Source organism: Achromobacter sp. Bel (assembly GCF_012928505.1).
Lineage (GTDB): Bacteria > Pseudomonadota > Gammaproteobacteria > Burkholderiales > Burkholderiaceae_B > Achromobacter.
In genome coordinates, this window is sequence record NZ_JABBJN010000003.1 from 179,842 (window position 1) to 203,575 (window position 23,734).

Below are 23,734 nucleotides of genomic sequence, written 5' to 3' on the forward strand. Positions count from 1 at the left end.
GTAATAGCATAAACAGCTAAATTGTATAAGGCTGAAGGCCCGCCCAGAATAGCGCCAATCCTGTTTCCGATGGCGTGTTCATGACCTCGACCTCCTTGCTCGCCCCTTGCGCGCCACGCGCCCCCGACGCCCCTGCGCTCAGCCCGCTGGGCCTGGCCGTGCTGCTGTCGGGAGGCTTCATCACGATCTTCGACCTGTTCGTGGTGAACGTGGCCATCCCCAGCATGCAAACCACGTTGTCGGCCAGCTTTGCGCAAATCAACTTCATCATCGCCGCCTACGAATTGGCCTATGGCGTGCTGCTGATCGCCGGCAGCCGGTTGGGCGACCGCCACGGACGCCGCCGTTTGTTCATGCTGGGCATGGCCGGCTTTGCGTTGGCGTCCGCGCTTTGCGGACTGGCCCCCACGGCCGATACGCTGATCGGCGCGCGCATCCTGCAAGGTGTGGCGGCCGCCATGCTGTTCCCGCAGGTGTATGCGCTGATCCGCGTCAGCTACGAAGGCCATGCGCGGCGGCGCGCGTTCGGCCTGATGGGCATGACGCTGGGGCTGGCTGCCATTGCCGGGCAGGTGCTGGGCGGCTGGATCGTGCATGCGGACGTGTTCGGCCTGGCGTGGCGCACCATCTTCCTGATCAACGTGCCGCTGGGCCTGTTGGCGTGGCGCCTGGCTCGCCACATTCCCGAGTCCCGCGAGGCGTCGGGCGCGGCAATGGACTGGCCCGGCGCAGCGCTCTCGGGCACGGGGCTGGCCTTGCTGTTGCTGGCATTGATCGAAGGGCCAGCGCGGCAGTGGCCGGTTTGGGCGATCGCAAGCGGCGCCACATCGGCCGTGTTGCTGGCGCAGTTCGTGCGCATGCAACGCCGCGTGCGCGCCCAAGGCGGCGCGCCGCTGGTCGACATGGCTTTGCTGGCGCAACCGCGCTTTGCGGCCGGCTGCCTGCTGGTGATGTTTGTCTTCTCGACCGCCAGCGCGATGTTCCTGTGCTATGCCCTGCTGGTGCAAACCGGCTTCGGCCTGGACGCCCTGACCGCCGGCCTGATTTTCGCGCCGGCCAGCGTGGGCTTCGTGGCGGGGTCGATGATCGCGCCGCGGCTGGTGGCGCGTTTTGGCACGGGCGCGATCGCGCTGGCGGCGCTGTTGTATGGCGGGGCCACGGCCGCGCTGATGGTGCACGTGGGGACGGCAGGCGCGGCCTTGGCGCCATGGTCGCTGGTGCCGGCGCTGGTCTGGCTGGGCGCGGCGCAAGGCGCGGTGAACACGCCCCTGGTGAACCTGGTGCTGGGCCTGGTTGAAGACCGCCAGGCCGGCATGGCGGCAGGCGTGGTGTCGACCTTGCAACAGGTGGGCGCCGCGTTAGGCGTGTCGGCGGCGGGCATGCTGTTTGGCGGCGCGCTGCACGCGCATGCCGACGCCAGTGCCCCCGAGCGTTATGCCCAGGCGTTCGCGTCGGCCATGCGGTTCAACGTGGCGGCGATTGCGGCGGCGACCATGCTGCTGTGGTGGCTGGGCCGGCGGCGTTGAACCGGCCCTGCGCGGCGGCTTGTCCGCGCACAGCGGGAACTACCCTGCCGACAGTTCGCGGGCGCGCCGTTCAGCCTGATGTACCGCCTGCGTAATCGCGTCGGCGACACCGGCCTCACGCATGTGCGATAACGCGGCGTAGGTGGTGCCGCCCTTGGAGGTGACGCGGTCCTGCAATTCGGTCAGCGACACGTCTTCGCTGGCGGCCAGCCCCGCCGCGCCCTGAAACGCGGACACCGCCAGCCGGCGCGCATCGGCCGCAGAAAAGCCAAGCTCCAACGCGCCGTGTTCCAAGGCGGCCATGAAGTGGAAGACGTAGCCCGGACCGCTTCCCGTCACGGCGGTCACGGCGTCGATCATGGCTTCGCTGTCTGTCCAGATGCGTTCGCCCACCGCGGCGAACAAGGCGTCCACCTGGCCGCGTTCGGCGTCGCTGCAGGCCTGCGTGGCGTAAAGCCCCGTCATGCCCAACCCCACCTTGGCGGGCGTGTTCGGCATGGCGCGCACGATGCGCGCATGGCCGCCCAGCCATGCCGACAGCGCCCCTAGTTCAACCCCCGCGGCGATGCTGACCACGGTGGCCGCCGCTGACAGATGCTGATGCACCTGGCCGCAAGCCTCGCGCAACGCCTGCGGCTTGGTGGCCAGCACGCACAACGCGGCATCGGCGATTTCCGGACCGACGCTTTCGCGGCAGTTCAGGCCGCGCTCGAACAGCGCGTCGCGCGTGGGCGCGTAGGGCTCGATCACGAGGAAGTCGGCCGGTTCGCGGCCCTGCCGTAGCAGGCCGTCGATGATGGCGGAGGCCATGTTGCCGCCGCCGATGAAAACGATCTTTTCTCGCATGTTGCTGTGCTTTTAAAAGAATGGGTGACAAGACAGGTTCAGCGCTTTCGCACCGCGGCGGCGTCCAGCGCGCCGATGCGGTTGCGGCCCAGCAGCCTGAGGGTATTGTCGAGCTCGGTGCGCAGGATCGCCAGGACTTCGTTCGCCCCGGCCGGCCCGCGACCCGCCAGGCCATATAGCGGCGCACGGCCCAGCAGCACGGCGCGCGCACCCAGCGCCACCGCCTTGGCGATATCGCTGCCGCGACGCACGCCGCCGTCCACCAGGACCTCTAGCGAGTGCCCGAGTTCCGCAGCCACCTCGGGCAGCACTTCCAGGGGGCACGGCGCGCTTTCCAGTTGACGGCCGCCGTGGTTGGACAGCACGATGCCGTCCACGCCGTGCGCCTGCGCGCGCCGCGCGTCGGCCAGGCCCTGAATGCCCTTGATCACGATGCGGCCGCGCCAGTGGCGCCGCAGCCAGGCCACGTCGTTCCAGCTTAGCGCCAGATCCATCTGCCGGCTTAGCGCAGAGGCCTGTTCAGTGATGTTCTCGCGCGCATTGGAGCTGACGGCCAGGTTCTTCAACTGCGGCCCGCCGTGGCGCAGCATTTGCCAGCACCAGCCCGGATGCGCCGCCAGATCCAGCAGCAGTTGGCGCGACGGCCGCAGCGGCAGCTTGAAGCCATTGCGCTTGTCGTGGTCGCGGTTGCCATGCACCGGCACGTCCACGGTCAAGAACAGCACCGTGTAGCCGTTCTGCCAGGCGCGGTCCATCAGGTGTTCGGCGATGCGGCGGTCGCGCTGCACATACAGTTGCAGCCACAATTCGCCGGGCGTGGCGGCGCGTACGTCTTCCAGCAGCGAGGTCGACGCGGTCGACAGCACAAACGGCAAGCCCGCCTGATGCGCGGCGCGCGCCAGATGCACGTCGGCTTGCGGCCAGAAGAGCCCATTCAGGCCCGTCGGCCCCACGATGGCGGGCATGGCGGCTGAGGCCCCCAGCACCGTGGCGTCCAGGCGGCAATCCGTCACGTCCACCAGCACGTCGGGGCGGAATTCCAGATCGGCGTAAGCCGCCCGGTTGCGGGCAAGGGTCAGACCGTCTTCCGCTCCGCCCTCCAGGTAATCAAACGCCAGCCGGGGCAGCCGCCTTTGCGCCTGCCGCCGGTAATCCATCACGCTGGGAAGCATGTCCTTCCTTGATTTGCAGGAGCCGAATAGAATTGCATTTCACACGATATGATTGTATTTCGATCATTTTGAAAATCGCAATCCGGGACAGCCACTAGGGGCGAATTCGGAGTGGCAAAGGGTGGACATGCGACGAGCCCTGGCCGGCAAAGCTTGGCAGAATGCGGGTCCGCAGCGTTCAAGGCAATCCGTTCACCCCCCGCGTCGTCTCGTATCAGACGGATTCATCCCTAGTACATACCCTAGAATCAATTGAAATACGATTAATCAAATCGAAAAGAGATTTAAGTAATCGTATGCTGTGCCTCAATGCGCTCGGATTTCCATCCATCTTCGAGCCCCATCGGGGACCACAGACATGACCAACGGCACGACCCTGCTAGACGCGTTGACCCAGGCCCTGGGCGCGGACGCCATCCTTCATTCCGATGCCGATACGGCCGGCTATACGGAAGACTGGCGCGGCCGGTACAAGGGCCCCGCGCTGTGTGTCGCCTTGCCGGGCAACACGCAGCAGGTCGCCGATATCGTCCGCCTGTGCAATACGCACGCCACGCCGGTGCTGCCGCAGGGCGGCAACACCAGCCTGTGCGGCGGCGCGGTGCCTGACGCCGACGGCAAGCCACCGGTCATCGTGAACCTGGCGCGCATGCGCAAGATCCGCCGCGTCGACGCCGCCAACAACTCCATGGAAGTCGAGGCCGGTTGCGTGCTGGCCACGGTGCAGCAGGCCGCGGCCGACGTTGGCCGCCTGTACCCCATCAGCCTGGGCGCCGAAGGCTCTTGCCAGATCGGCGGCACCATCGCCACCAACGCCGGCGGCACGGGCGTGCTGCGCTACGGCAACACGCGCGACAACATCCTGGGCCTGGAAGTGGTGCTGCCCGACGGCACCATCTGGAATGGCCTGACGGCGCTGCGCAAGAACAACACGGGCTTCGACCTTAAGCACCTGTTCATCGGCGCCGAAGGCACGATGGGCATCGTCACCGCCGCCGTGCTGAAGCTGCACCCGCTGCCCACGGCGCACGCCGTGGCCTGGCTGGCGCCGGACAGCCCGCAGGCGGCACTCGAGATCCTGGGCCTGTTCCAGCGCGCTTGCGGCTCACGCCTGTCGGCCTTTGAAATGATCGACAGCAACCAGCTGGACATCGTGATGGCGCACGTGCCGGATCGCAAGAATCCGCTGGCCGGCGCGCATCCCTGGCATGTGCTGGTGGAACTGTCCGACACCGGCAACGGCCCTGAACTGCAAGACCTGCTGCAGCAGATCCTGGAACAAGCTTCCGAGCTGGGCCTGCTGCACGACGCCGTCGTGGCCAGCAATGACACCCAGCGCGCCGCGCTCTGGGAAGTGCGCCACAGCGTGTCCGAAGGCAACAAGAAGGCCGGCGTGGGCCTCACCACCGACAGCGCCGTGCCGGTCGCCAGCGTGCCGCATTTCATTGAAGCGGCCACTGCCGCCGTGCGCCGCCTGGTGCCGGGCCTGCCTGTGCTGATCGTGGCCCACCTGGGCGACGGCAACGTGCACTTCATCCCGTTCTTCACGTTCGACGCCTGGAACGCCGTGCCCGAGCGCGACGCGATGGCCGCCGATATCCGCCGCGCCGTCAACGACGTGGCCGACGCGCTGGGCGGCACCTTCAGCGCCGAACACGGCGTGGGCCGCACGTCGCTGGCCGAAATGGCGCACTACAAGTCGCCCGTCGAACTGGCGATGATGCGCACCCTGAAGTCCACCTTCGATCCCGCCAACCTTTTCAACCCCGGCCGCTTGCTGCCTTGAGCCGTCGTTCTTGATCCGTCGTCCCTGACCCGACCCGCAGGAGTCTTCCATGAAATCGACCTCCCACAACGCTTCGCGCCGCAGCGCGCTCAAGACCGTTGCCGCCGGCGCCGCCGCGCTGGCGATGCCCATGATCTGGACGCCGTCGCGCGCGGCGTCCAAGCGCATCGTCGTGCGCGACGACGGCGGCATCTATAGCAAGGCGTATGGCGCCGTGTTCTATAAGCCATTCACGGAAGCCACCGGCATCCAGGTCGTGGGCGTGCAGGCCAACGCCGAGCCCACGGCGCAGATCCGCAGCATGGTGGACACCGGCAACTACACCTGGGACATGGCCAAGATCAGCCAGCCCGCCATCCTGATGCTGACCGAAGGCGGCAAGGTGTACCTGGAAAAGCACGGCCTGGAATCCGATCCGGTCGTGGCCACCATTCCCAAGCAATACATGTCGCCTTACGGCGTGGGCAACAACGTCTACAGCACCGTGCTGGCCTACCGCACGGACGCGTTCAAGGGCCGCCGCGCTCCGGCCTCGTGGGCCGACTTCTGGAACGTGAAGGACATCCCCGGCCGCCGCGGCCTGCGCAAGCACCCGTTCGACACCATCGAAGAGGCGCTGATGGCCGACGGCGTGCCGACAGACAAGGTCTACCCCTGCGACATCGACCGCGCGCTGGCCAGCCTGGACAAGGTCAAGCCGTCCGTGGACGTGTGGTGGAACACGGGCGCGCAGGTCGAACAGATGCTGGGTTCGGGCGAAGTCGACATGATCGCGACGTGGGTGTCGCGCGCGCAATCGGCGATTGCCAACGGCGCGCCGGTGCAGATCGTCTGGGACCAGAACATCTGGGGCTGCGACAACTGGTCCATCCTGAAAGGCACGCCCAACGCCGACGCCTGCCGCGAATTCATCAAGTTCGCATCCGACCCCAAGCGCCAGGCTGCGCTGATCGAATTCTTCGCCGCCGGCGTCACGCAACCCGCCGCCTTCGACTACATCAAGGCCGACGTGGCGCGCAACTGCCCGACCCACCCCGACAATATCAAGACCGGCCTGCACATCAACGCGGCGTACTGGCTGGACAAGCAGCGCGACGTGCTCGAGCGCTTCAACGGCTGGGTCCTGAAGTAATTCTTTCCTGAATGAACACCATGTCTTCTTCCAATCTGCAAATCTCGGGCCTGGGCAAACGCTACGGCGACTTCGTCGCCCTGGCGCCCACGCACCTGGACGTCGCCCGCGGCGAGTTCCTGACCCTGCTGGGTCCGTCAGGCTCCGGCAAGACCACCCTGCTGAGCCTGATCGCAGGCCTGGCGCAGCCCGACGAGGGCCGCGTGCTGATCGACGGCGCCGACGTCACCTACGGCGCGCCGTATGAACGGGATATCGGCATGGTGTTCCAGAACTATGCGCTGTTCCCGCACATGAGCATCGAGGAGAACATCGCGTTCCCCTTGAAGATGCGCAAGGTGCCGGCGGCTGAGGCGCGTCGCCGCGCCCACGAAGCGCTGGAGATGGTGCGCCTGCCGCATGTGGCGTCGCGCCTGCCGCGCGAACTCTCCGGCGGCCAGCAGCAGCGCATCGCACTGGCGCGCTGCATGGTCTATCGCCCGGCCATCATCCTGATGGACGAGCCGCTGGGCGCGCTGGACAAGAAGCTGCGCGACCAGATGCAGCTTGAGATCAAGCGCATCCACCGCGAACTGGGCACCACCATCGTGTACGTGACGCACGACCAGGAAGAGGCCATGACCATGTCCGACCGCATCTGCCTGATGAACGGCGGCGCGATCGAACAGCTGGGCACGCCGGCCGACCTGTACTTCCGCCCCCGCACGCTGTTCGTCGCCGACTTCCTGGGCGAATCGAACCTGCTGCAAGGCGAAGTCGCATCGGTGGACGGCGACACGCTGACGGTCAAACTGGCCCACCAGGGCGTGACCGGACAGGCGCTGTCCAACGGCGCCCCTATCCAGGCCGGCCAGAAAGTCACGGTAATGCTGCGCCCGCAGAACCTGCGCGTGGGCACCGCCGGCCCGGGCCTGACCGGCAAGCTGCTGGACGTGATGGTGACGGGCAGCCTGACCAAGCTGTATCTGGATTCGGGCGTGACGGATGCCGCGCCGATCGTCGTGGCCTACCCCACGCAGCGCCAGGCCGAGCAATACGCGATCGGCCAGCCGCTGACGGTCAGTTGGCAAGCCGCGGACGCGGTGGCCATTGCGGAGTGAACGCATGACAACCCTTGCCCATCCCCGCAAGCGCATGAGCGCGGGCCGCCGCCATTTCCTGATGGCGGCCCCGCTGGTCGTACTGCTGCTGGTGCTGCTGATCTACCCGGTCGGCCAGCTGCTGTTGCTAAGTTTCGTCGGCGAACAAGGCTTCAGCCTGGCGCAATACCACCGGCTGTTCGAATCGTCGGTGTACGTGAACGTGCTGCTAATCACGTTGAAGATCTCGTTGTGGACGACGTTCTTCTCGGTGGTGGCGGGCTACCCCGTGGCCTACCTGATCTCCAGCCTGTCGGCCAAGCGCAAGACGTCGCTGCTGTTCTGGGTGTTGCTGTCGTTCTGGACCAGCTTCCTGGTGCGCACCTTCGCCTGGGTAGTGCTGCTGGGCCGCAACGGCGTGGTCAACCAGCTGCTGCAGGCACTCGGCATCCTGGATGCGCCGGCCAACCTGCTCTACAACTTCGGCAGCGTGCTGGTCGGCATGGTGCATGCGCTGATGCCGCTGGCGGTACTGACGATGCTGTCCGTCATGGAGAACATCGACCGCAACCTGCCGCGCGCCGCGTCCACGCTGGGCGCGCGCCCCGGCACGGCGTTCTGGAAGATCTACTTCCCGCTATCGATGCCGGGCGTGGCGGCCGCCGCCATCATGGTGTTCGTGACGGCTATCGGCTTCTTCATCACGCCCGCGCTGCTAGGCGGACGCAAGGAAACGATGATCACGCAGATCATCATCGACCAGATCCAGCAGACCATGAACTGGGAGTTCGCAGGCGCGGTGTCGGTGTTGCTGCTGGTAGTGGTGCTGGTGGTCTTCGCCATCTACGACAAGGTGCTGGGCCTGTCCACCATGACGGGCGGCGCGTCCACCCGCGTGCGTGCGTCCGGCCGCGAAAGCCTGTCGCGCCGCGCGGGCGACGCGGTGCTGACCGTGCTGGCCAACGTATCCGACGCGCTGTTCGCGCTGCTGCCCAAGCGGCTGCGCCGCTCGGTGTCAGGCACCGGGCAGTCCCGCACCTTGTGGTGGATCGTGCTTGGCGTGCTGGCCTTCCTGAGCGCCCCCGCGTTCCTGATGATCCCGCTGTCGTTCGATTCGGGCTCCGGCCTGACGTGGCCGCCCAAGGGCTTTTCGCTGCAGTGGTACGAACAGATGTTCACCTCGCCCGTGTGGATGCAGGCGATCACCCGTTCGTTGATCGTGGGCGTGGGCACCGGCCTGCTGGCCATGCTGATCGGCACGCCCGCCGCCTTCCTGCTGGTGCGCGCCAACATGCGCGGCAAGTCGGCGATGCTGGCTTTCGTGCTGTCGCCCATTGTCGTGCCCCGCATGATCATCGCCGTGGGCATGTTCTATTTCTTCGCCCGCGTCGGCCTCGTGGGCTCCACCATCGGCCTGATCCTGGCGCACACGGTCGTCGCCGTGCCTTACGTGGTAATCACCATGATGGCGGTGCTGCGCAACTACGACACGCGCCTGGACCTGGCCGCGCAAAGCCTGGGCGCAGGCCCCTGGGCCACGCTGCGCTTCGTGACCTTCCCCATCCTGGGGGCCGGCCTGATGTCGTCGTTCCTGTTCGCGTTCGCGACCTCGTTCGATGAACTGACGATTGCGCTGTTCGCCTCGGGCGGCCTGAACGCCACCTTGCCCAAGCAGTTCTGGGACGAAGTGACACTGCAGATTTCTCCGGTGATCGCCGCCGTCTCCACGTGCCTGTTCATCTTCATTGCCGCGCTGATCTGGCTGGCCGACCGGCTGCGCCGCCGCAGCTTGGCCAACTGATCCCATGCGCGCTTGTTTTACCTCTTAGGATTCGCAACATGCTGAACGCAACCCATCTTCACGGTGTCTTCCCCGCCATCCCGACCCCGGTCAATGCGGACGACACCATCAACGTCCCGGCCGCCCGCGCGCTGATCGCCTACCTGCTCAAGCAAGGCATCGACGGCATCGTGCCGCTGGGCGGAACGGGCGAATACGGCGCCCTGCCGCGCGCCGAACGCATCCGCATGTGCAAGTTGACGGTGGAAGCCGTCGAAGGCCGCGTGCCGGTGATCCCCGGCGTGCTGGACCCCGGCTTCCACGACGCCCTGCAGGCCGGCCGCGAATTTGCCGAGGCCGGCGCCGACGCGCTGATGGTGCTGACCCCCTACTACACGACGCCGACGCAAGCCGGCATCCGCGACTATTTCCTGCGCTACGCGGACGCTTCGCCGCTGCCCGTGATGATCTACGAGATCCCGTACCGCACCCGCATCGCGATCGCGCCGGAAGTGCTGCACGAACTGTCGCGCCACGAGAACATCATCGGGATGAAGGCGTGCAACACCGACATGTACCATTTCTTGCGTACGGTGGCGGGCGTTGACGAATCGTTCGCGGTGTTCAGCGGCGAAGACACGCTGCTGCCGGTACATATGGCCGCCGGCGCGCGCGGCGGCATCGTGGTGACGGCAAGCCTGTTGCCGACGGCGTGGCGGAAGGTCTACGCGCTGGCGGCCGAAGGGCGCACGCGCGAGTCGATGGCGTTGCATCGCCGGTTGATTCCGCTGATGAATCTGGCGTTTGCGGAAACGAATCCGGGACCGATGAAGTCAGTGATGGATATGATCGGCGTGAACGCGCCCGAAGTGCTGGATCCGTTGGTGGCGCCGGCCGATAACTTACAGGCGGCGTTGCGGGCGGAGTTGGCGCCGTTGCTGGCGGAGTTCGAGGGAGTGGTTTAGGGCGAGGGTTTCGGTTTTTTGGTTTTTGGTTTTTGGGGAAGGACTGCTTTTTGGCGGTCCTTTTTCTTTGTTATTGGTTCTTCAGACGCCCGTCGTGGTGGTCCCCTGGGGGTGCGGGTCAACGATTGCGGTCCGGAGCCTTCGCTCCGGACGGCCCCATCGTCATCTTCGTCACTGCCTGCGGCAGTTCCTTCAGATTCCCTCGGGCTTATCGACTCCCCGCACCCCCAGGGGACCACCACGACGGGCTCGGGCAATGGCAATCTCACGTCGGCCGGGTAGGACGGCGTGCTTAGGGTTCCCTCCATCCGTGGTGGATGGTGGAGAATCTTGCGGTGCCCGCTCCCGGCCGGCCGCGCGGGCGGCCTTTGGGAGCTTACGCGTCGTCTTGCGTCGTGTTGGATTTCGCTTCGCGCGTGGGTGGCGTTGTTCGTATGGGCAGGCTCGTCGGACAAGCGATGGTGCTGAAGCACACGACGGTCTCCCTATTAGACGGGTGGCGCGCGTACGGGTCTCAATCAGCACGCAGCTGTCTGTCGCGCGCCACCCGTCGCTCCACCTCCCCCACCTGACGGCGGGGCTCAATAGAAAATCCATCACGGAAAGCGCGCAAGCGACCATCGCACCCACGCATCACCGACGCGTATGCCGAATGCGGCCGCCTGCGCGGCCGCATTCGGCGGGCCCCGAAAATCTCGTCAGTAAACGCCGCTCTAGCAGCGCGCGAACCCAGACGGCGCAGCTCGTCGCCGGGGTCGGGTGGGTGGCGCGCAACCTTGATGCGCCCGAGGGAATCTGAAGGCCGCGGCCTCAGGCCGCAACGAAGATGACGAGAGGGCAGTCCGGAGCGAAGGCTCCGGACCGCAATCGTGGGCGCGCGCCACCCACCCGACCCCGGCGCCGAGCGTCCCACGAAGATCTACAGCACACTCCTCAAGAAGCCCCCAGTGACCTACCTCGAATAAGCCGAAAACTTAGACTTGGAAATCGAAGTCGCCGCCACCTGCACATGCGGCGCCAATTCTGCTTCTACTCTCGCCACGGTCCACCGCGTCGTCGGCACAGAGATATTGATTGCCGCCACCGCCAACCCCCGATGATCAATCACCGGCGCCGCCACTGAAATATCCCCCAACACCGTCTCGTTCACGATGATCGCGTAGCCTTTCTCGGCCACGCGTTGCACGCGGTCCAGCAGCTTCTCGGGGTTCACCTCGGTGTATGGCGTGATCGCTTCCAGCCGCGTCTGCGCCAGGATCTCGCGCCGGTGCTCGTCCGACAGCCGAGACAGGATCGCCGTGCCCGACGCCGTGAAGAATGCCGGCAGGCGGCTGCCCACGGCGATATCCACATTCACCAGATGGTGGCCCGGAAAGCGCGCCACGAAAACGATCTCGTGGCCGTCCAGCTCTTGCAGGTTGGTGGTTTCACCCAGCGTCCGGCTGATGTCCAGCAGATACGGCGATGCCTTGTCGATCAGCTCGTTCGCGCGCACGTAGTTGTACGAAAACTGCAGCACCTTCGGGGTCAGGCCATAGTTGCGCGTATCCGGAATCCGGCGCAGGTAACCCAGCGTCTCCAGCGTATAGACCAGGCGTTGCGTCGCGCTGCGGTCCAGCCCGGAGGCACGCGCGATATCAGCCAGCGTCATGTGGCGTTTCGAACCATCGAACGCGTGCAGCACCTGAAAGGCTTTTTCAGTGGAACCGACAAACAGCGAAGACCGGGTCTCGGTCGGCGCCTGCGGTTTTTCCGTGTCGTCGGGGGTAGCTTTGCGCACAGGGAACAGCCTATTGAGTTCTAGGGATGCCGCGCAAGAATCACCGCGACGGAGGTATATGCCGGCCTCTCATCGCGTATTGCGCTTAATGTAATTGTAATTCAATTATTAATAGCAAATATCAATTACTTCAGGCGCTTTCGCCCCCCGTTTTTTCCAGCGTGACCCCGGGCTGCGAGGCCGACCGCGTGCCGGGCAGCGGATAGCAGGACTGGGGGTGATAGGTATGCACCACCGACAGTTTGACGCGATCGCTGCGGTTGCCTTGCGCCGCATGCAACGTCCGGCAATGGAAGAAGACCACATCGCCGGCCTCGAGCTCGGGGCAGACCGCCTGCGCGATCCAATCGGCATTCTGGGGCGCGTCGTCGCGGAAGAATTTCTTATCGTCGAACTGATCGGGCGTGAACGCCGCCGCATGCGAACCCGGAATGAAAGACAGCCCGCCGTTCTCGCGCTTTTCCGGCCCCAGGGCGAGCCAACAGGACACCAGGTCCGTATCGGAAAACGCCCAATAGCGGATGTCCTGATGCCAGCCCGTCAAGCTGCCGTAGGCCGGATGCTTGGTCATCACGCAATTGTGGTGCACCGTCGACAGCACAGCCGGCCCGCCGAAGTACTGGGCCAGCCACTGGCCGATGCCAGGGTCGGTCGCCCATCGGGCGAACAGCGGGTCGCGCGCATAGGCGCTGAGCAGGCGCCGCACGGTCAGGCCGCCTTCCGCGGCGCGTGACTCGGGCGCGCCGGGGTAGCGCAGGTCGGCTTCGTACTCAATGGGGGCCACGTGCTCGCGCAAATGGCGTTCGGCCAGCGCCCGCAGCGCCGCCACCCGGTCGGCGTCCACGAATTGGCGCGCCACCACAAACCCCTGCTTGCGCAGGACGGCTATCTGATCATCAGGCAATAACCCGGACATCTCGATCCTCACACCCCGCGGCGGTTGCGAAGCGTCTGCGTGCAGGGCAGGCGCGTACCGGTCAGGCACCGGTATACGCGGGGATGGCTAGATTACCAAAGCGCCGGGCGTGCCGGCGTCAGGTGGACGGTGTTTTTTCGACTGGCGGGGGAATCGGGGGATGCAGCCGGGCCGCGTCGCGTTCCTGCACCTCGTGGTGTACCCATTCACGCCACACCGCCACCAGCAAGGCCATCAGCACCGGGCCCACGAACAGCCCCACGATGCCCATGGTCTTCACGCCGCCCACCAGCCCGAAGAACGTCGGCAGGAACGGCAGCTTGACCGGCCCCCCCACCAGACGGGGACGCAGGGTCTTGTCGACGATGAACAGTTCGACGCTGCCCCAGACCATCAGCGCGATGCCCGCGACCAGATGGCCGGAGCCCACCAGATACAACGACACCAACGTGAACGACAAGGGCGCGCCCCCGGGGATCAGCGCCATGAAGCCCGTGACCACGCCCAGCAGCACCGGCGACGGCACACCCGCCACCCAGTACGCGATGCCCAGCACCAGGCCTTCGCCCAGGGCGATCAGGCCCATGCCCGTGACGGTGGAATTGATGGTGGCCGGCACCACGCGCGAAAAACGCTGCCAGCGCGCCGGCAGGATGCGTTCGCCCAGCACGTCCAGCTGGGCAACCATGCGGATGCCGTCCTTATAGACGAAGAACAGCGTGATCAGCATGAACAGCACAGTCAGCAGCAGCTGGAACACGTTACCCGTGGCCGCCAGCACCATGCGGTAGATATTGCCCAGGTGTTCGCCACTGACCGCTTCGACCAGCGCGCCCAGCGCGTGGGGCTGGCCGATATACGATTCCCAGTACTGGCCCAGGCGCTCGCCCACGACCGGCATCGACGTGATCCAGTTCGGCACGGACACGCCGTGGCGGTTGGCCGCGATGGCCCAGGCGAAAAAGGTGCTGGCTTCCTTGATGGCATAGGACAGCGCCAGCGTCATCGGCACGATCAGCACGACGATCACCACCAGCAATGCCAGTGACGCGGCCACGGCCGTGCGGCCGCCGCAACGCCTGACCAGGCGCTGGTAAAGCGGCCAGCTGGCCAACCCAATGATCAGCGCCGCAAGCGCGGGAACAAGAAAGCCGCTAAGAAAGTAAACCCCTGCCAACAGGACAAGCAGCAGCAGCCAACGGGCGATCAGGTAAGCGGGTAGAACAGGCTGCATAGAGCGGATCGACAGTAAGGGCGTTGTAGGCTTTGACTGTCGGACTATACAGACGTTTCAAGAAATACGAGGGACGCAAGCCCTGTATTTACTACGGGGTTTCCCGTGGTTTTTCAACGTGGCGGACCGGCCGGCCCGCCACGCAATCCGCTTACAAGGCGTATTCGGCCGCCTCTTCGCGCGCGCTGCGGCGGCGCGGCGGCGTCGTTTGAACCAGCGCGGGTTCGGTCCGAGGCTGGGGCTGCGCAAGAGCCATCGCGCTGGGCATGCCCAGTTGGCGCTGGAAGACGCCGCACGCCCCGGCGGCCGGATCGGTTTCGTCGCGGCCGCTAAGCAACGGGCAACCCGCGAACAATTCGGCCACCCAATCGGTGAAGGCGCGCACCTTGGGCGACAACTGGCGGCTTTGCGGATACAGCACGGAGATCGCCGTGGAGCTGGGCTTCCACTGGGGCAGGATTTCGATCAGTTCGCCGGATTGCAGGTGCGGCAGCGCCATGTAGCGGGCGACCTGGATCAGGCCGAAGCCCTTCAGGCCGCAATCCAGGTAGGCGCCGGCTTCGTTCACGGCCACCGTACCCTTCATGTCCACTTCCTGGTGCTTGCCGTCCACCTTGAAGTCCCAGGCGCAGTTGCGGCCCGTGCGGCTCATGAAGTAATGCACCGCGTGGTGGTCGCGCAACGACTCGATCGTTTGCGGCATGCCGTGGCGGGCAATATAGGTGGGCGAAGCGCAGGTGACCGTCTGCAGCGTGCCGATGCGGCGCGCGACCAGGCTGGAATCTTCCAGGTCGCCCCCGCGGATCACGCAATCCACGGCCTCTTGCACCATATCCACGGGACGGTCGCCCAGGCCGAGCACCAGCTCGACGTCGGGGTATTTGTCGTGGAAATCACACAATGAGGGAATCAGGATCAGCCGCCCGATGCAGGTCGGGACGTCGATGCGCAGCCGCCCTTTCAGGCGCAGCGCGGCTTCCTGGAAACAGGCCTCGGTTTCTTCGACGTCCGCCAGGATGCGCACGCAATGCTGGTAATAGCCCGCGCCGTCCGGCGTCAGGCCGATACGGCGCGTGGTGCGGTTGAGCAGGCGCACGCCCAGAAGGCGTTCGAGGTTCTGGATGATGGTGGTGACGGTGGTGCGCGGAAGCGAAAGGCTGTCGGCCGCCCGGGTGAAGCTATTGGCGTCCACGACGCGCACAAACACCTGCATAGCCTGAAAACGGTCCATGGCGACGGTGTCCTTTTGGGCAAATAAGTCGGGGTGAACGGAGCATAACCCGATTTTGCCGCTGATTAGTCATTTCTGGCGAACAGTGTTGCCGAGATAGACGTGTTTATCCGGCCCCACAAAACACTCAGAATGCAAACCATCTTGAAGTGCCCTTGCCTCCCGGCGCCTCCATAGGGCATGTCAATCCTCAGCTTCCGACACCGCAGTGATCCCGCCCCGCCAAGGCGCCCTGCCCAGGAAACGCAACCCCGTTGCATGTTGCATTGCAGCATATGCATATATCCAGCGGACGCTAAGGACTGCCATGCCCCGGACCGCCGGAGCCGCCTCCGCCCCAGGCTCAAACAAGCGCGCTTTCGCCCCTATACCACTCAAGGAAACATCATGGTTTCGCGCAATCGTATCGCTATGCTCGTCGTCTTTGCCGCCGTCCTCGCGGCCGGAGGCGGCTACGCCCTGACCCGGGGCCCCGCCGGCGGCAACGTCGCCATGGCGCAAGGCGCCCCCACCGCCACGCCCGTAGAGGTGGCCGAAGTCGTCACCAAGACCATCGTCGACTGGCAACGCTATTCCGGCCGCCTGGAAGCCATCGACCGCGTCGACATCCGCCCGCTGGTATCCGGCACCCTGACCGCCGTGCACTTCCAGGACGGCAGCATCGTCAAAAAGGGCGACGTGCTGTTCACCATCGACCCGCGCCCCTACGCGGCCGAAGTGGACCGCGCCGCCGCCGCCCTGACGGCCGCGAAGGCCCGGGCGTCGTACACCGCCACGGAACTGGCCCGCGGCCAGCGCCTGCTGACGGACAACGCCATCGCCCGCCGCGACTTCGAGGAAAAGCAGAACGCCTCGCGCGAAGCCGCCGCCAACCTGCAGGGCGCGCAAGCCGCCCTGGACTACGCCAAGCTGAACCTGGGCTATACGCGCATTGAAGCGCCGGTGGCCGGCCGCGTCTCGCGCGCTGAAGTCACTGTGGGCAACGTGGTCGCCGCCGGCGCCACGTCGGTACCGCTGACGACGCTGGTGTCGGTGTCGAAGATGTACGCATCGTTCGACGTGGACGAACAAACCTTCCTCAAGTACGTGAACCCGGCCCGCAACGGCCGCGCGGGTTCGGTGCCGGTCGAACTGGGCCTGGCGAACGAGGACGGCTATTCGCGCACCGGCTTCGTGCAGTCGGTCGACAACCGCCTGGACGCGACCTCCGGCACGATCCGCGTGCGCGCCGAGTTCGATAACGCCGACGGTTCGCTCCTGCCCGGCCTGTACGCCCGCGTCCGCCTGGGCGGCAGCGACCCGCGTTCGGCCGTGCTGATCGACGAACGCGCCATCGGCACCGACCAGGACAAGCGCTACGTACTGGTGCTGGACGACAAGAGCCACGCCGTCTACCGCCAGGTGAAGCTGGGCGCCAACCAGGAAGGCCTGCGCGTCGTCGATTCCGGCCTTGCCGCCGGTGAACGCATTGTCGTCAACGGCCTGCAACGAATCCGCCCCGGCGACGCCGTGGCCCCGACCGTCGTACCCATGGTTGCCGCCAAGGCCGCCCCGGTCAAGACCGCCGCAGCCGACCTGAAGTAAGGCCTGGCGCGTCTACAGAGAACGTTCATGAATATCTCAAAGTTCTTCATCGACCGGCCGATTTTCGCCGGCGTGTTGTCCATCCTGGTGCTGCTGGCGGGCTTGCTGGCCATGTTCCAGCTGCCCATTTCCGAATACCCGGAAGTCGTGCCGCCGTCGGTGGTGGTGCGCGCACAGTATCCGGGCGCCAACCCCAAGGTCATCGCCGAAACCGTCGCCTCGCCGCTGGAAGAATCCATCAACGGCGTGGAAGACATGCTGTACATGCAGTCGCAGGCCAACAGCGACGGCAACCTGACGCTGACGGTCAACTTCAAGCTGGGCGTGGACCCGGACAAGGCGCAGCAACTGGTGCAGAACCGCGTGTCGCAAGCGCTGCCGCGCCTGCCGCCGGACGTACAGCGCCTGGGCGTAACCACCGCCAAGAGCTCGCCCACGCTGACGCTGGTCGTGCACTTGATCTCGCCCAATGACCGCTACGACATCACCTACCTGCGCAACTACGCCATCCTGAACGTCAAGGACCGCCTGGCCCGCATCACGGGCGTGGGCGAAGTGACGGTGTGGGGCTCGGGCAACTACTCGATGCGCGTCTGGCTGGACCCGCAAAAGGTCGCGCAGCGCGGCATGACCGCGTCCGAAGTGGTCGCCGCCATCCGCGAACAGAACGTGCAGGTCGCCGCCGGCGTGATCGGCGCATCGCCCACGCAAGGCGACGTGCCGCTGCAGCTGAACGTGAATGCGCGCGGCCGCCTGCAAACCGAAGAAGAGTTCCGCGACATCATCCTGAAGACCTCGCCCGACGGCGCCGTGACGCACCTGTCCGACGTCGCCCGCGTGGAACTGGACGCCCAGGAATATGGTCTGCGCTCGCTCCTGGACAATAAGCAGGCGGTGGGCATGGGCATCATGCAATCGCCGGGCGCGAACGCGCTGGACGTGTCCAGCAAGGTGCGCGCCGCGATGGCCGAACTGGAGCAGGACTTCCCGCCGGGCGTGGAATACCGCATCGAATACGACCCCACGCAGTTCGTGCGGTCCAGTATTGAAGCCGTGGTGCACACGCTGCTGGAAGCCATTGCGCTGGTCGTGCTGGTGGTGATCCTGTTCCTGCAGACCTGGCGCGCGTCCATCATCCCGCTGCTGGCAGTGCCGGTTTCCATCGTGGGCACGTTCGCGCTGCTGCTGGTGTTCGGCTATTCCATCAACGCCCTGTCGCTGTTCGGGATGGTGCTTGCCATCGGGATCGTGGTGGACGATGCGATCGTGGTGGTGGAAAACGTCGAGCGCAACATCGCGGCGGGCTTGAGTCCACGCGACGCGACCTACCGCGCCATGCGTGAAGTCAGCGGCCCCATCATCGCCATCGCGCTGACGCTGTGCGCCGTGTTCGTGCCGCTGGCCTTCATGACGGGCCTGACGGGTCAGTTCTACAAGCAGTTCGCCATGACCATCGCCATCTCGACGGTGATCTCGGCCTTCAATTCGCTGACCCTGTCGCCCGCCCTGTCGGCCCTGCTGCTGAAAAGCCATCACGACAAGCAGGACTGGCTGACCCGTGGCATGAACCGCGTCTTCGGCCGCTTCTTCAACTGGTTCAACAACATGTTCGGCCGCGCCTCCGAGTCCTACGGCTCGGGCGTGTCCGGCGTGATCCGCCGCAAGGCCGGTGCGATGGGCGTGTACGCGGTGCTGGTGGCCGCGACCATCGGCGTGTCGTACCTAGTGCCCGGCGGCTTCGTGCCGGCGCAAGACAAGCAGTACCTGATCGGCTTCACGCAGTTGCCCAACGGCGCCTCGCTGGACCGCACGGAAGCGGTGATCCGCCGCATGAGCGACATCGCCCTGAAGGAACCCGGCGTGCAATCCGCCATCGCGTTCCCGGGCCTGTCGATCAACGGCTTCACCAACAGCTCCAGCGCCGGCATCGTGTTCGTGACGCTCAAGCCCTTTGGTGAACGCAAGGACGCCGCGCTGTCCGGCAACGCCATCGCCGCATCGCTGAACCAGAAGTTCGCCACGATCCAGGATTCGTTCATCGCCGTGTTCCCGCCCCCGCCCGTGATGGGCCTGGGCACGCTGGGCGGCTTCAAGCTGCAACTGGAAGACCGCGCCGCACTCGGCTATGCCGAACTGGACAAGGCCAAGCAGGCCTTCCTGGAAAAAGCGCGCCAGACGCCTGAACTGGGCCCGTCGTTCTCCAGCTACGAGATCAACGTGCCGCAGCTGGACGTGGACCTGGACCGCGTGAAGGCCAAGCAGTTGGGCGTGCCGGTGACCGAAGTCTTCGACACCATGCAGATCTACCTGGGTTCGATGTATGTGAACGACTTCAACCGCTTCGGCCGGGTGTTCCAGGTGCGTGCGCAAGCCGATGCGCCGTTCCGGGCGCACGCCGACGACATCCTGCAGCTGAAGACCCGCAATGCCGCGGGCGATATGGTGCCGCTGTCGTCGCTGGTGACCGTCAAGCAGACCTTCGGGCCTGAAATGGTGGTGCGCTACAACGGCTATACCGCCGCCGACATCAACGGCGGCCCGGCCCCCGGCTTCTCGTCCGACCAGGCGCAGGCCGCGGCCGAACGCGTCGCCGCCGAAACGCTGCCGCGCGGGGTGAAGTTCGAATGGACCGACCTGACGTATCAGCAGATCCTGGCGGGCAATGCCGGCTTGTGGGTGTTCCCCATCAGCGTGCTGCTGGTGTTCCTGGTGCTGGCCGCGCTGTATGAAAGCCTGACGCTGCCGCTGGCCGTGATCCTGATCGTGCCGATGAGCATCCTGGCCGCGCTGACGGGCGTCTACCTGACCGGCAACGACAACAACATCTTCACGCAGATCGGCTTGATGGTGCTGGTGGGCTTGTCGGCGAAGAACGCGATCCTGATCGTGGAGTTCGCCCGCGAACTAGAAATGAGCGGCCGCACACCGCTGGAAGCCGCCATCGAAGCCAGCCGCCTGCGTCTGCGCCCGATCCTGATGACGTCTATCGCGTTCATCATGGGTGTGGTGCCGCTGGTGCTGTCGTCTGGCGCCGGTTCGGAAATGCGCCATGCCATGGGGGTGGCCGTGTTCTTCGGGATGTTGGGCGTGACCTTGTTCGGCCTGTTCCTGACGCCGGTGTTCTACGTGCTGCTGCGTTCGCTGGGCGGCAAGCCGCTGCACTCGGCGGCCCCGCATGAAGCGCCGGAGTGCGCGCCGCACATCGACCCGCACGCACCGCCTGCCCCGCAGACTCACGCGTAAGGCCGGCAGACAAAAGAGAAGCCAGCGCGTCCCGCCCAAGCAGGCGGGGCGCGCGTCAAAGAGATTTCATCATGATCCAAAGACTGACCCGCGGTTCCGCCTTGCTTGCCGTCCTGCTCGTGCTGGCCGGCTGCGCGGTGGGCCCCACTTACGAAAAGCCGTCTGCCGCCGCGCCGGCGGCATTCAAGGAAGCCGCCCTGCCCGCTTCCGAAGCCGGCACCTGGAAGCCCGCCGAACCGTCGGAAGACGCGCTGCGCGGCGCCTGGTGGAAGGTCTTCGGCGACGAAGGCCTGAACCAGCTGGAAGACGAAGCGCAACACGCCAACCAGAACCTGCAGGCCGCTGCCGCCCGCCTGGCGCAATCGCGCGCCCTGCAGCGCGAGGCCCGCGCCGGCTTCTTCCCCTCGCTGGATGCGGCCTTCGGCCCCAACCGCCAACGGCCGTCGGCCGTGTCGCAAGGCCTGCCGGACGGCACGTCCACCAACCCGGTGACGACGTGGCGCGCCCAAGGCGCGGTATCGTATGAAGCCGACCTGTTCGGCCGCGTGGCGTCCACCGCCGACGCCGCCACCGCCGACGCCCAGCAAAGCGAGGCCCTGTACCGGTCGGTGCTGCTGGCCCTGCAGGCCGACGTGGCCACCACGTACTTCCTGGTGCGTGAGCAGGACGCGGAATCGCAGCTGTATAACCAGACGGTCAAGCTGCGCACGGACACCCTGCAACTGATCCAGCGCCGTTACGACGCCGGCGACATCAGCGAACTGGACCTGGCCCGCGCCAAGGCGGAACTGGCGTCCGCGCAATCGGAAGCACTTGGCATCGACCGCCGCCGTGCCACGACCGAACACGCGTTGGCCGTGCTGCTGGGCCGCGCCCCGTCCGACTTCACGATGCCGCCGCAGCCGATCCAGAAGGTCGCACTGTCGATCCCCGCCGGCTTGCCGTCGACGCTGCTTGAACGCCGCCCCGACATCGCCGCCGCGGAACGCGCCATGGCCGCCGCCAACTCGCGCGTCGGCGCGGCCAAGTCCGCGTTCTTCCCGCGCCTGGACATCACCGGGGCGTTTGGCTACGAGTCGTCCGACCTGGGCAACCTGTTCCAGTGGTCCAGCCGCACCTTCCTGCTGGGCCCGCTGGTCGGCGCCGCGCTGTCGATGCCCATCTTCGACGGCGGCCGTCGCCAGGCCGGCCTGGACCGCGCCCGCGCCGTCTACGAGGAAGACGTCGCCGTCTACCGCCAAACCGTGCTGAACGCCTTCCGCGAAGTCGAAGACAACCTGGCCAACCTGCGCATCCTGGCAGACCAGACCAAGGCCCAGGACGCCGCCGTCGAAGCCTCGGCCCGCGCCGCCAAGCTGTCGCACACGCAATACCGCGAAGGGTCGATCAGCTACCTCGACGTGATCGAAGCCGACCGCAGCGTCCTGCTGCAACAACGCGTGGCCGTGCAGCTAAGCGGCGAACAGGCACGCTCGGCAGTCGGCCTGATCCGCGCCATCGGCGGCGGCTGGGAAAACCCCGTCCCGCCGGAAGCGGTAGCAGCCAAGTAGGACGGGTGTAGCGCGCGACAGCCCCCCGGACCGCACCCACACGCGCAGCGTCACCCGCGGACGCAAGACACCGCGTAAGCCCCCGAAGGCCGCCCGCGCGGCCGGCCGGGCGGCGGGCCCCGCAAGCCCCTCCACCCCACCCCGCCGGTACCAGGAACCGCAAGCACCCCGCTCTCCCCGGCAATCAGTAGATGGCAGCTGACCGAGCCCGGCGCGGCGGTGGCCTGCGGTGCGCGGGGAGTCGATGCGCCCGAGGGAATCTGAAGGCAGTTGCCGCAGGCAACAACGAAGATGACGCAGGGGCAGTCCGGAGCGAAGGCTCCGGACCGCAATCGTTGACCCGCGCACCGCAGGCCACCGCCGCGCCGGGCGCCTCAAGAACCCAAAACCTATCTCCGAAGATCCAGATACCGCCTCGCCACCCGATACCCCACAAACACAAAAAACCCCCCACTATTGGCCACCAGCCAAGCCCCCAACCCGCCCAGCAACGCCACGACAGGCCCCACCGCCCTCACATCCCCCTGCGTCCAGGCGATCACGCCCAGACCGCCCACCACCACCAACCCGATCGCCAGCCACTTCACGATCACCAGCCCCGCCGACCGTCCCGCCATCAGCATCACTACCGCGATCGACAAGGCCAGCGCTGTCCCCGCGCACACCGCCACCAGCGCAAACGCCGCCCAGGCCGAGCCCACGGCGCGCAGCACCAGGCTAAGCACTTCGATGCCGACGCCCAACCCGCCCGTCATCACCAGCACCGACAACGCCAACGGCGACCACATCCCCGGCGGGATCCGCCGGGCGTCCATATCCGCCACGAACCGATGCATGGCCACGGACGCGGACGGGTCCGGGCTTCCGGCCAACGCCGCCTCCACCCGGCGGCACTGCGCGATCAACGCATTCAGGCCCGCGCCGGAGGATGGCATCACAGCCTCGTCACGCCCGGCGCATGTTCCGCCACCGTATTGCGCAAAGACGCCATCGCTTCCTGCACCGCCAGCGGTCTGAAGGCGTCTTCGCGCCAATACATCGCCACGGAACCGAAGCCGGAAAGCCGTACCGGGATGATCTGCATCGCCCGCATCTGCGAAAACCGCAGCGCCGCGCGGTGCGAAGCCACGCCGATCATGTCGCTGTTGTTGATCAACGTAAGATTGATCGTCACTGAATTCGATTCGACGTGATCCGGCGGCGGCGCCTGCCCTGCGGCCGCCAGCGCGGCGTCCACCGCATTGCGGATGGGCGTGCCCTTGGGCCACAGGATCCAGCGGTACGACAGCAGGTCCTGCCAGGTGGGCTGCTCGATCGCGAACAAGGGGTGCCGCGGACGCGCCACCAGATGAATGGGTTCCAGATACAGTGCCTCGAAGCGGATCGCCGGGTCGTGATGTTCAGGCGCCGAGCGGCCCACCACGATGTCCAGGTCGCCTTGCGCCAGTTGCGCCAGGAGGCGGTCCGTCGTGCCTTCGACCAGCTTCACACGCGCCTGCGGCATCCGCTCCAGCAGCTTCATCACCGCCAACGGCACCGTGTCGGACGCCGACGCGCCCGACGCCCCGATCACCACCCGGCCGCCACCGCCTTCACGCAACGCGGCCATGTCGGCGCTGGCGCGGTCCAGCTGCGACTCGACCCGCTGGGCATGGGCGATCAGCACGTCGCCGTGCGGGGTGGGACGCAGGCCGCGCGCATGGCGCTCGAACAGCGGCAGGCCGATATCGTCTTCCAGGTCTTTCAGCCATTTGGACAGGCCCGGCTGCGTGGTGTTGAGCATCGCGGCCGAATGGCTGATGTTGCGGGTCTGCGCCAGGCTCAGCAGCATTTTCAGATTGCGCAGCCGCAGGCGGTGGGTCCAGTCCATGCGCGCCCTCGTCGGATGGAGATTGTCTCGTATGTATATT

The 23,734-nt window shown here is 66.2% G+C and carries 17 protein-coding genes; 9 read left to right on the top strand and 8 right to left on the bottom strand.

Translation table 11 applies throughout. From position 1 onward, the window contains the following. Positions 1-80 precede the first annotated feature (80 nt). The gene (locus HG262_RS03370; protein WP_169269691.1) at positions 81-1,526 is read left to right on the top strand and encodes an MFS transporter; all 1,446 of its coding nucleotides are present in this window, start codon (positions 81-83) and stop codon (positions 1,524-1,526) included. A gap of 39 nt (positions 1,527-1,565) precedes the next feature. Here the strand turns inward: HG262_RS03370 and proC are convergent, their stop codons facing one another. After that, positions 1,566-2,372, bottom strand: a complete 807-nt coding sequence (gene proC, locus HG262_RS03375; RefSeq protein WP_169269692.1) for a pyrroline-5-carboxylate reductase — start codon at positions 2,370-2,372, stop codon at positions 1,566-1,568. Positions 2,373-2,410: 38 nt separating this feature from the next. Continuing rightward, positions 2,411-3,544: an alpha-hydroxy acid oxidase gene (locus HG262_RS03380; RefSeq protein ID WP_169269693.1), complete on the bottom strand. Its 1,134-nt coding sequence runs from the start codon at positions 3,542-3,544 to the stop codon at positions 2,411-2,413. A 358-nt stretch (positions 3,545-3,902) separates the two neighbouring features. Between HG262_RS03380 and HG262_RS03385 the strand changes: the two genes are divergently transcribed. Genes HG262_RS03385 through dapA form a run of 5 tightly spaced genes read left to right on the top strand, consistent with a single transcriptional unit; the run spans position 3,903 to position 10,286 of the window. Next, positions 3,903-5,330 (top strand): FAD-binding oxidoreductase, encoded by a 1,428-nt coding sequence (locus HG262_RS03385; protein WP_169269694.1) that lies wholly within the window; start codon positions 3,903-3,905, stop codon positions 5,328-5,330. 49 nt (positions 5,331-5,379) lie between these two features. Then, positions 5,380-6,462, top strand: coding sequence for an ABC transporter substrate-binding protein (locus tag HG262_RS03390; RefSeq protein WP_169269695.1), 1,083 nt, complete (start codon positions 5,380-5,382; stop codon positions 6,460-6,462). Between the two features lie 20 nt (positions 6,463-6,482). Next, positions 6,483-7,562, top strand: coding sequence for an ABC transporter ATP-binding protein (locus tag HG262_RS03395; protein ID WP_169269696.1), 1,080 nt, complete (start codon positions 6,483-6,485; stop codon positions 7,560-7,562). A 4-nt stretch (positions 7,563-7,566) separates the two neighbouring features. Next, a complete protein-coding gene (locus HG262_RS03400; protein ID WP_169269697.1) occupies positions 7,567-9,342 on the top strand; it encodes an ABC transporter permease subunit in 1,776 nt (591 codons plus the stop codon). Positions 9,343-9,380: 38 nt separating this feature from the next. Further along, positions 9,381-10,286 (top strand): 4-hydroxy-tetrahydrodipicolinate synthase, encoded by a 906-nt coding sequence (dapA, locus tag HG262_RS03405; RefSeq protein WP_169269698.1) that lies wholly within the window; start codon positions 9,381-9,383, stop codon positions 10,284-10,286. Positions 10,287-11,238: 952 nt separating this feature from the next. On the opposite strand, the gene HG262_RS03410 is transcribed toward dapA, so the two are convergent. From HG262_RS03410 to HG262_RS03425, 4 genes are all read right to left on the bottom strand, one after another. Continuing rightward, positions 11,239-12,066, bottom strand: coding sequence for an IclR family transcriptional regulator C-terminal domain-containing protein (locus HG262_RS03410; RefSeq protein ID WP_169269699.1), 828 nt, complete (start codon positions 12,064-12,066; stop codon positions 11,239-11,241). A 130-nt stretch (positions 12,067-12,196) separates the two neighbouring features. Continuing rightward, on the bottom strand, positions 12,197-12,982 hold the full coding sequence (locus HG262_RS03415) for a phytanoyl-CoA dioxygenase family protein (protein WP_169269700.1): 786 nt from the start codon (positions 12,980-12,982) through the stop codon (positions 12,197-12,199). Positions 12,983-13,100: 118 nt separating this feature from the next. After that, complete coding sequence (locus HG262_RS03420) at positions 13,101-14,216, bottom strand: AI-2E family transporter (RefSeq protein WP_169269701.1); 1,116 nt, start codon at positions 14,214-14,216, stop codon at positions 13,101-13,103. 151 nt (positions 14,217-14,367) lie between these two features. Continuing rightward, positions 14,368-15,447, bottom strand: a complete 1,080-nt coding sequence (locus HG262_RS03425) for a LysR family transcriptional regulator (protein ID WP_169269702.1) — start codon at positions 15,445-15,447, stop codon at positions 14,368-14,370. 387 nt (positions 15,448-15,834) lie between these two features. Between HG262_RS03425 and HG262_RS03430 the strand changes: the two genes are divergently transcribed. The 3 genes from HG262_RS03430 (at position 15,835) to HG262_RS03440 (ending at position 21,824) form a co-directional block, all read left to right on the top strand. Beyond that, positions 15,835-17,031: an efflux RND transporter periplasmic adaptor subunit gene (locus tag HG262_RS03430; RefSeq protein WP_169269703.1), complete on the top strand. Its 1,197-nt coding sequence runs from the start codon at positions 15,835-15,837 to the stop codon at positions 17,029-17,031. Between the two features lie 27 nt (positions 17,032-17,058). Next, complete coding sequence (locus HG262_RS03435; RefSeq protein ID WP_169269704.1) at positions 17,059-20,274, top strand: efflux RND transporter permease subunit; 3,216 nt, start codon at positions 17,059-17,061, stop codon at positions 20,272-20,274. 71 nt (positions 20,275-20,345) lie between these two features. Next, a complete protein-coding gene (locus HG262_RS03440) occupies positions 20,346-21,824 on the top strand; it encodes an efflux transporter outer membrane subunit (RefSeq protein WP_169269705.1) in 1,479 nt (492 codons plus the stop codon). A 389-nt stretch (positions 21,825-22,213) separates the two neighbouring features. Here the strand turns inward: HG262_RS03440 and HG262_RS03445 are convergent, their stop codons facing one another. Next, positions 22,214-22,759 (bottom strand): hypothetical protein, encoded by a 546-nt coding sequence (locus HG262_RS03445; RefSeq protein ID WP_006222492.1) that lies wholly within the window; start codon positions 22,757-22,759, stop codon positions 22,214-22,216. Further along, entirely contained in the window at positions 22,759-23,694 is a 936-nt protein-coding gene (locus HG262_RS03450) for a LysR substrate-binding domain-containing protein (protein ID WP_169269706.1), read from the bottom strand. The genes HG262_RS03445 and HG262_RS03450 overlap by 1 nt, the downstream gene beginning before the upstream one ends. Positions 23,695-23,734 lie beyond the last annotated feature (40 nt).

Excerpts from the sequence above, each read along its gene's own strand:
- dapA (WP_169269698.1), top strand. The coding sequence starts at position 9,381 with ATGCTGAACGCAACCCATCTTCACGGTGTCTTCCCCGCCATCCCGACC.
- HG262_RS03380 (WP_169269693.1), bottom strand. The coding sequence starts at position 3,544 with ATGCTTCCCAGCGTGATGGATTACCGGCGGCAGGCGCAAAGGCGGCTG.
- HG262_RS03370 (WP_169269691.1), top strand. The coding sequence starts at position 81 with ATGACCTCGACCTCCTTGCTCGCCCCTTGCGCGCCACGCGCCCCCGAC.
- HG262_RS03430 (WP_169269703.1), top strand. The coding sequence starts at position 15,835 with ATGGTTTCGCGCAATCGTATCGCTATGCTCGTCGTCTTTGCCGCCGTC.
- proC (WP_169269692.1), bottom strand. The coding sequence starts at position 2,372 with ATGCGAGAAAAGATCGTTTTCATCGGCGGCGGCAACATGGCCTCCGCC.
- HG262_RS03415 (WP_169269700.1), bottom strand. The coding sequence starts at position 12,982 with ATGTCCGGGTTATTGCCTGATGATCAGATAGCCGTCCTGCGCAAGCAG.
- HG262_RS03420 (WP_169269701.1), bottom strand. The coding sequence starts at position 14,216 with ATGCAGCCTGTTCTACCCGCTTACCTGATCGCCCGTTGGCTGCTGCTG.
- HG262_RS03450 (WP_169269706.1), bottom strand. The coding sequence starts at position 23,694 with ATGGACTGGACCCACCGCCTGCGGCTGCGCAATCTGAAAATGCTGCTG.
- HG262_RS03440 (WP_169269705.1), top strand. The coding sequence starts at position 20,346 with ATGATCCAAAGACTGACCCGCGGTTCCGCCTTGCTTGCCGTCCTGCTC.
- HG262_RS03385 (WP_169269694.1), top strand. The coding sequence starts at position 3,903 with ATGACCAACGGCACGACCCTGCTAGACGCGTTGACCCAGGCCCTGGGC.
- HG262_RS03425 (WP_169269702.1), bottom strand. The coding sequence starts at position 15,447 with ATGGACCGTTTTCAGGCTATGCAGGTGTTTGTGCGCGTCGTGGACGCC.
- HG262_RS03435 (WP_169269704.1), top strand. The coding sequence starts at position 17,059 with ATGAATATCTCAAAGTTCTTCATCGACCGGCCGATTTTCGCCGGCGTG.
- HG262_RS03445 (WP_006222492.1), bottom strand. The coding sequence starts at position 22,759 with ATGCCATCCTCCGGCGCGGGCCTGAATGCGTTGATCGCGCAGTGCCGC.
- HG262_RS03390 (WP_169269695.1), top strand. The coding sequence starts at position 5,380 with ATGAAATCGACCTCCCACAACGCTTCGCGCCGCAGCGCGCTCAAGACC.
- HG262_RS03400 (WP_169269697.1), top strand. The coding sequence starts at position 7,567 with ATGACAACCCTTGCCCATCCCCGCAAGCGCATGAGCGCGGGCCGCCGC.
- HG262_RS03395 (WP_169269696.1), top strand. The coding sequence starts at position 6,483 with ATGTCTTCTTCCAATCTGCAAATCTCGGGCCTGGGCAAACGCTACGGC.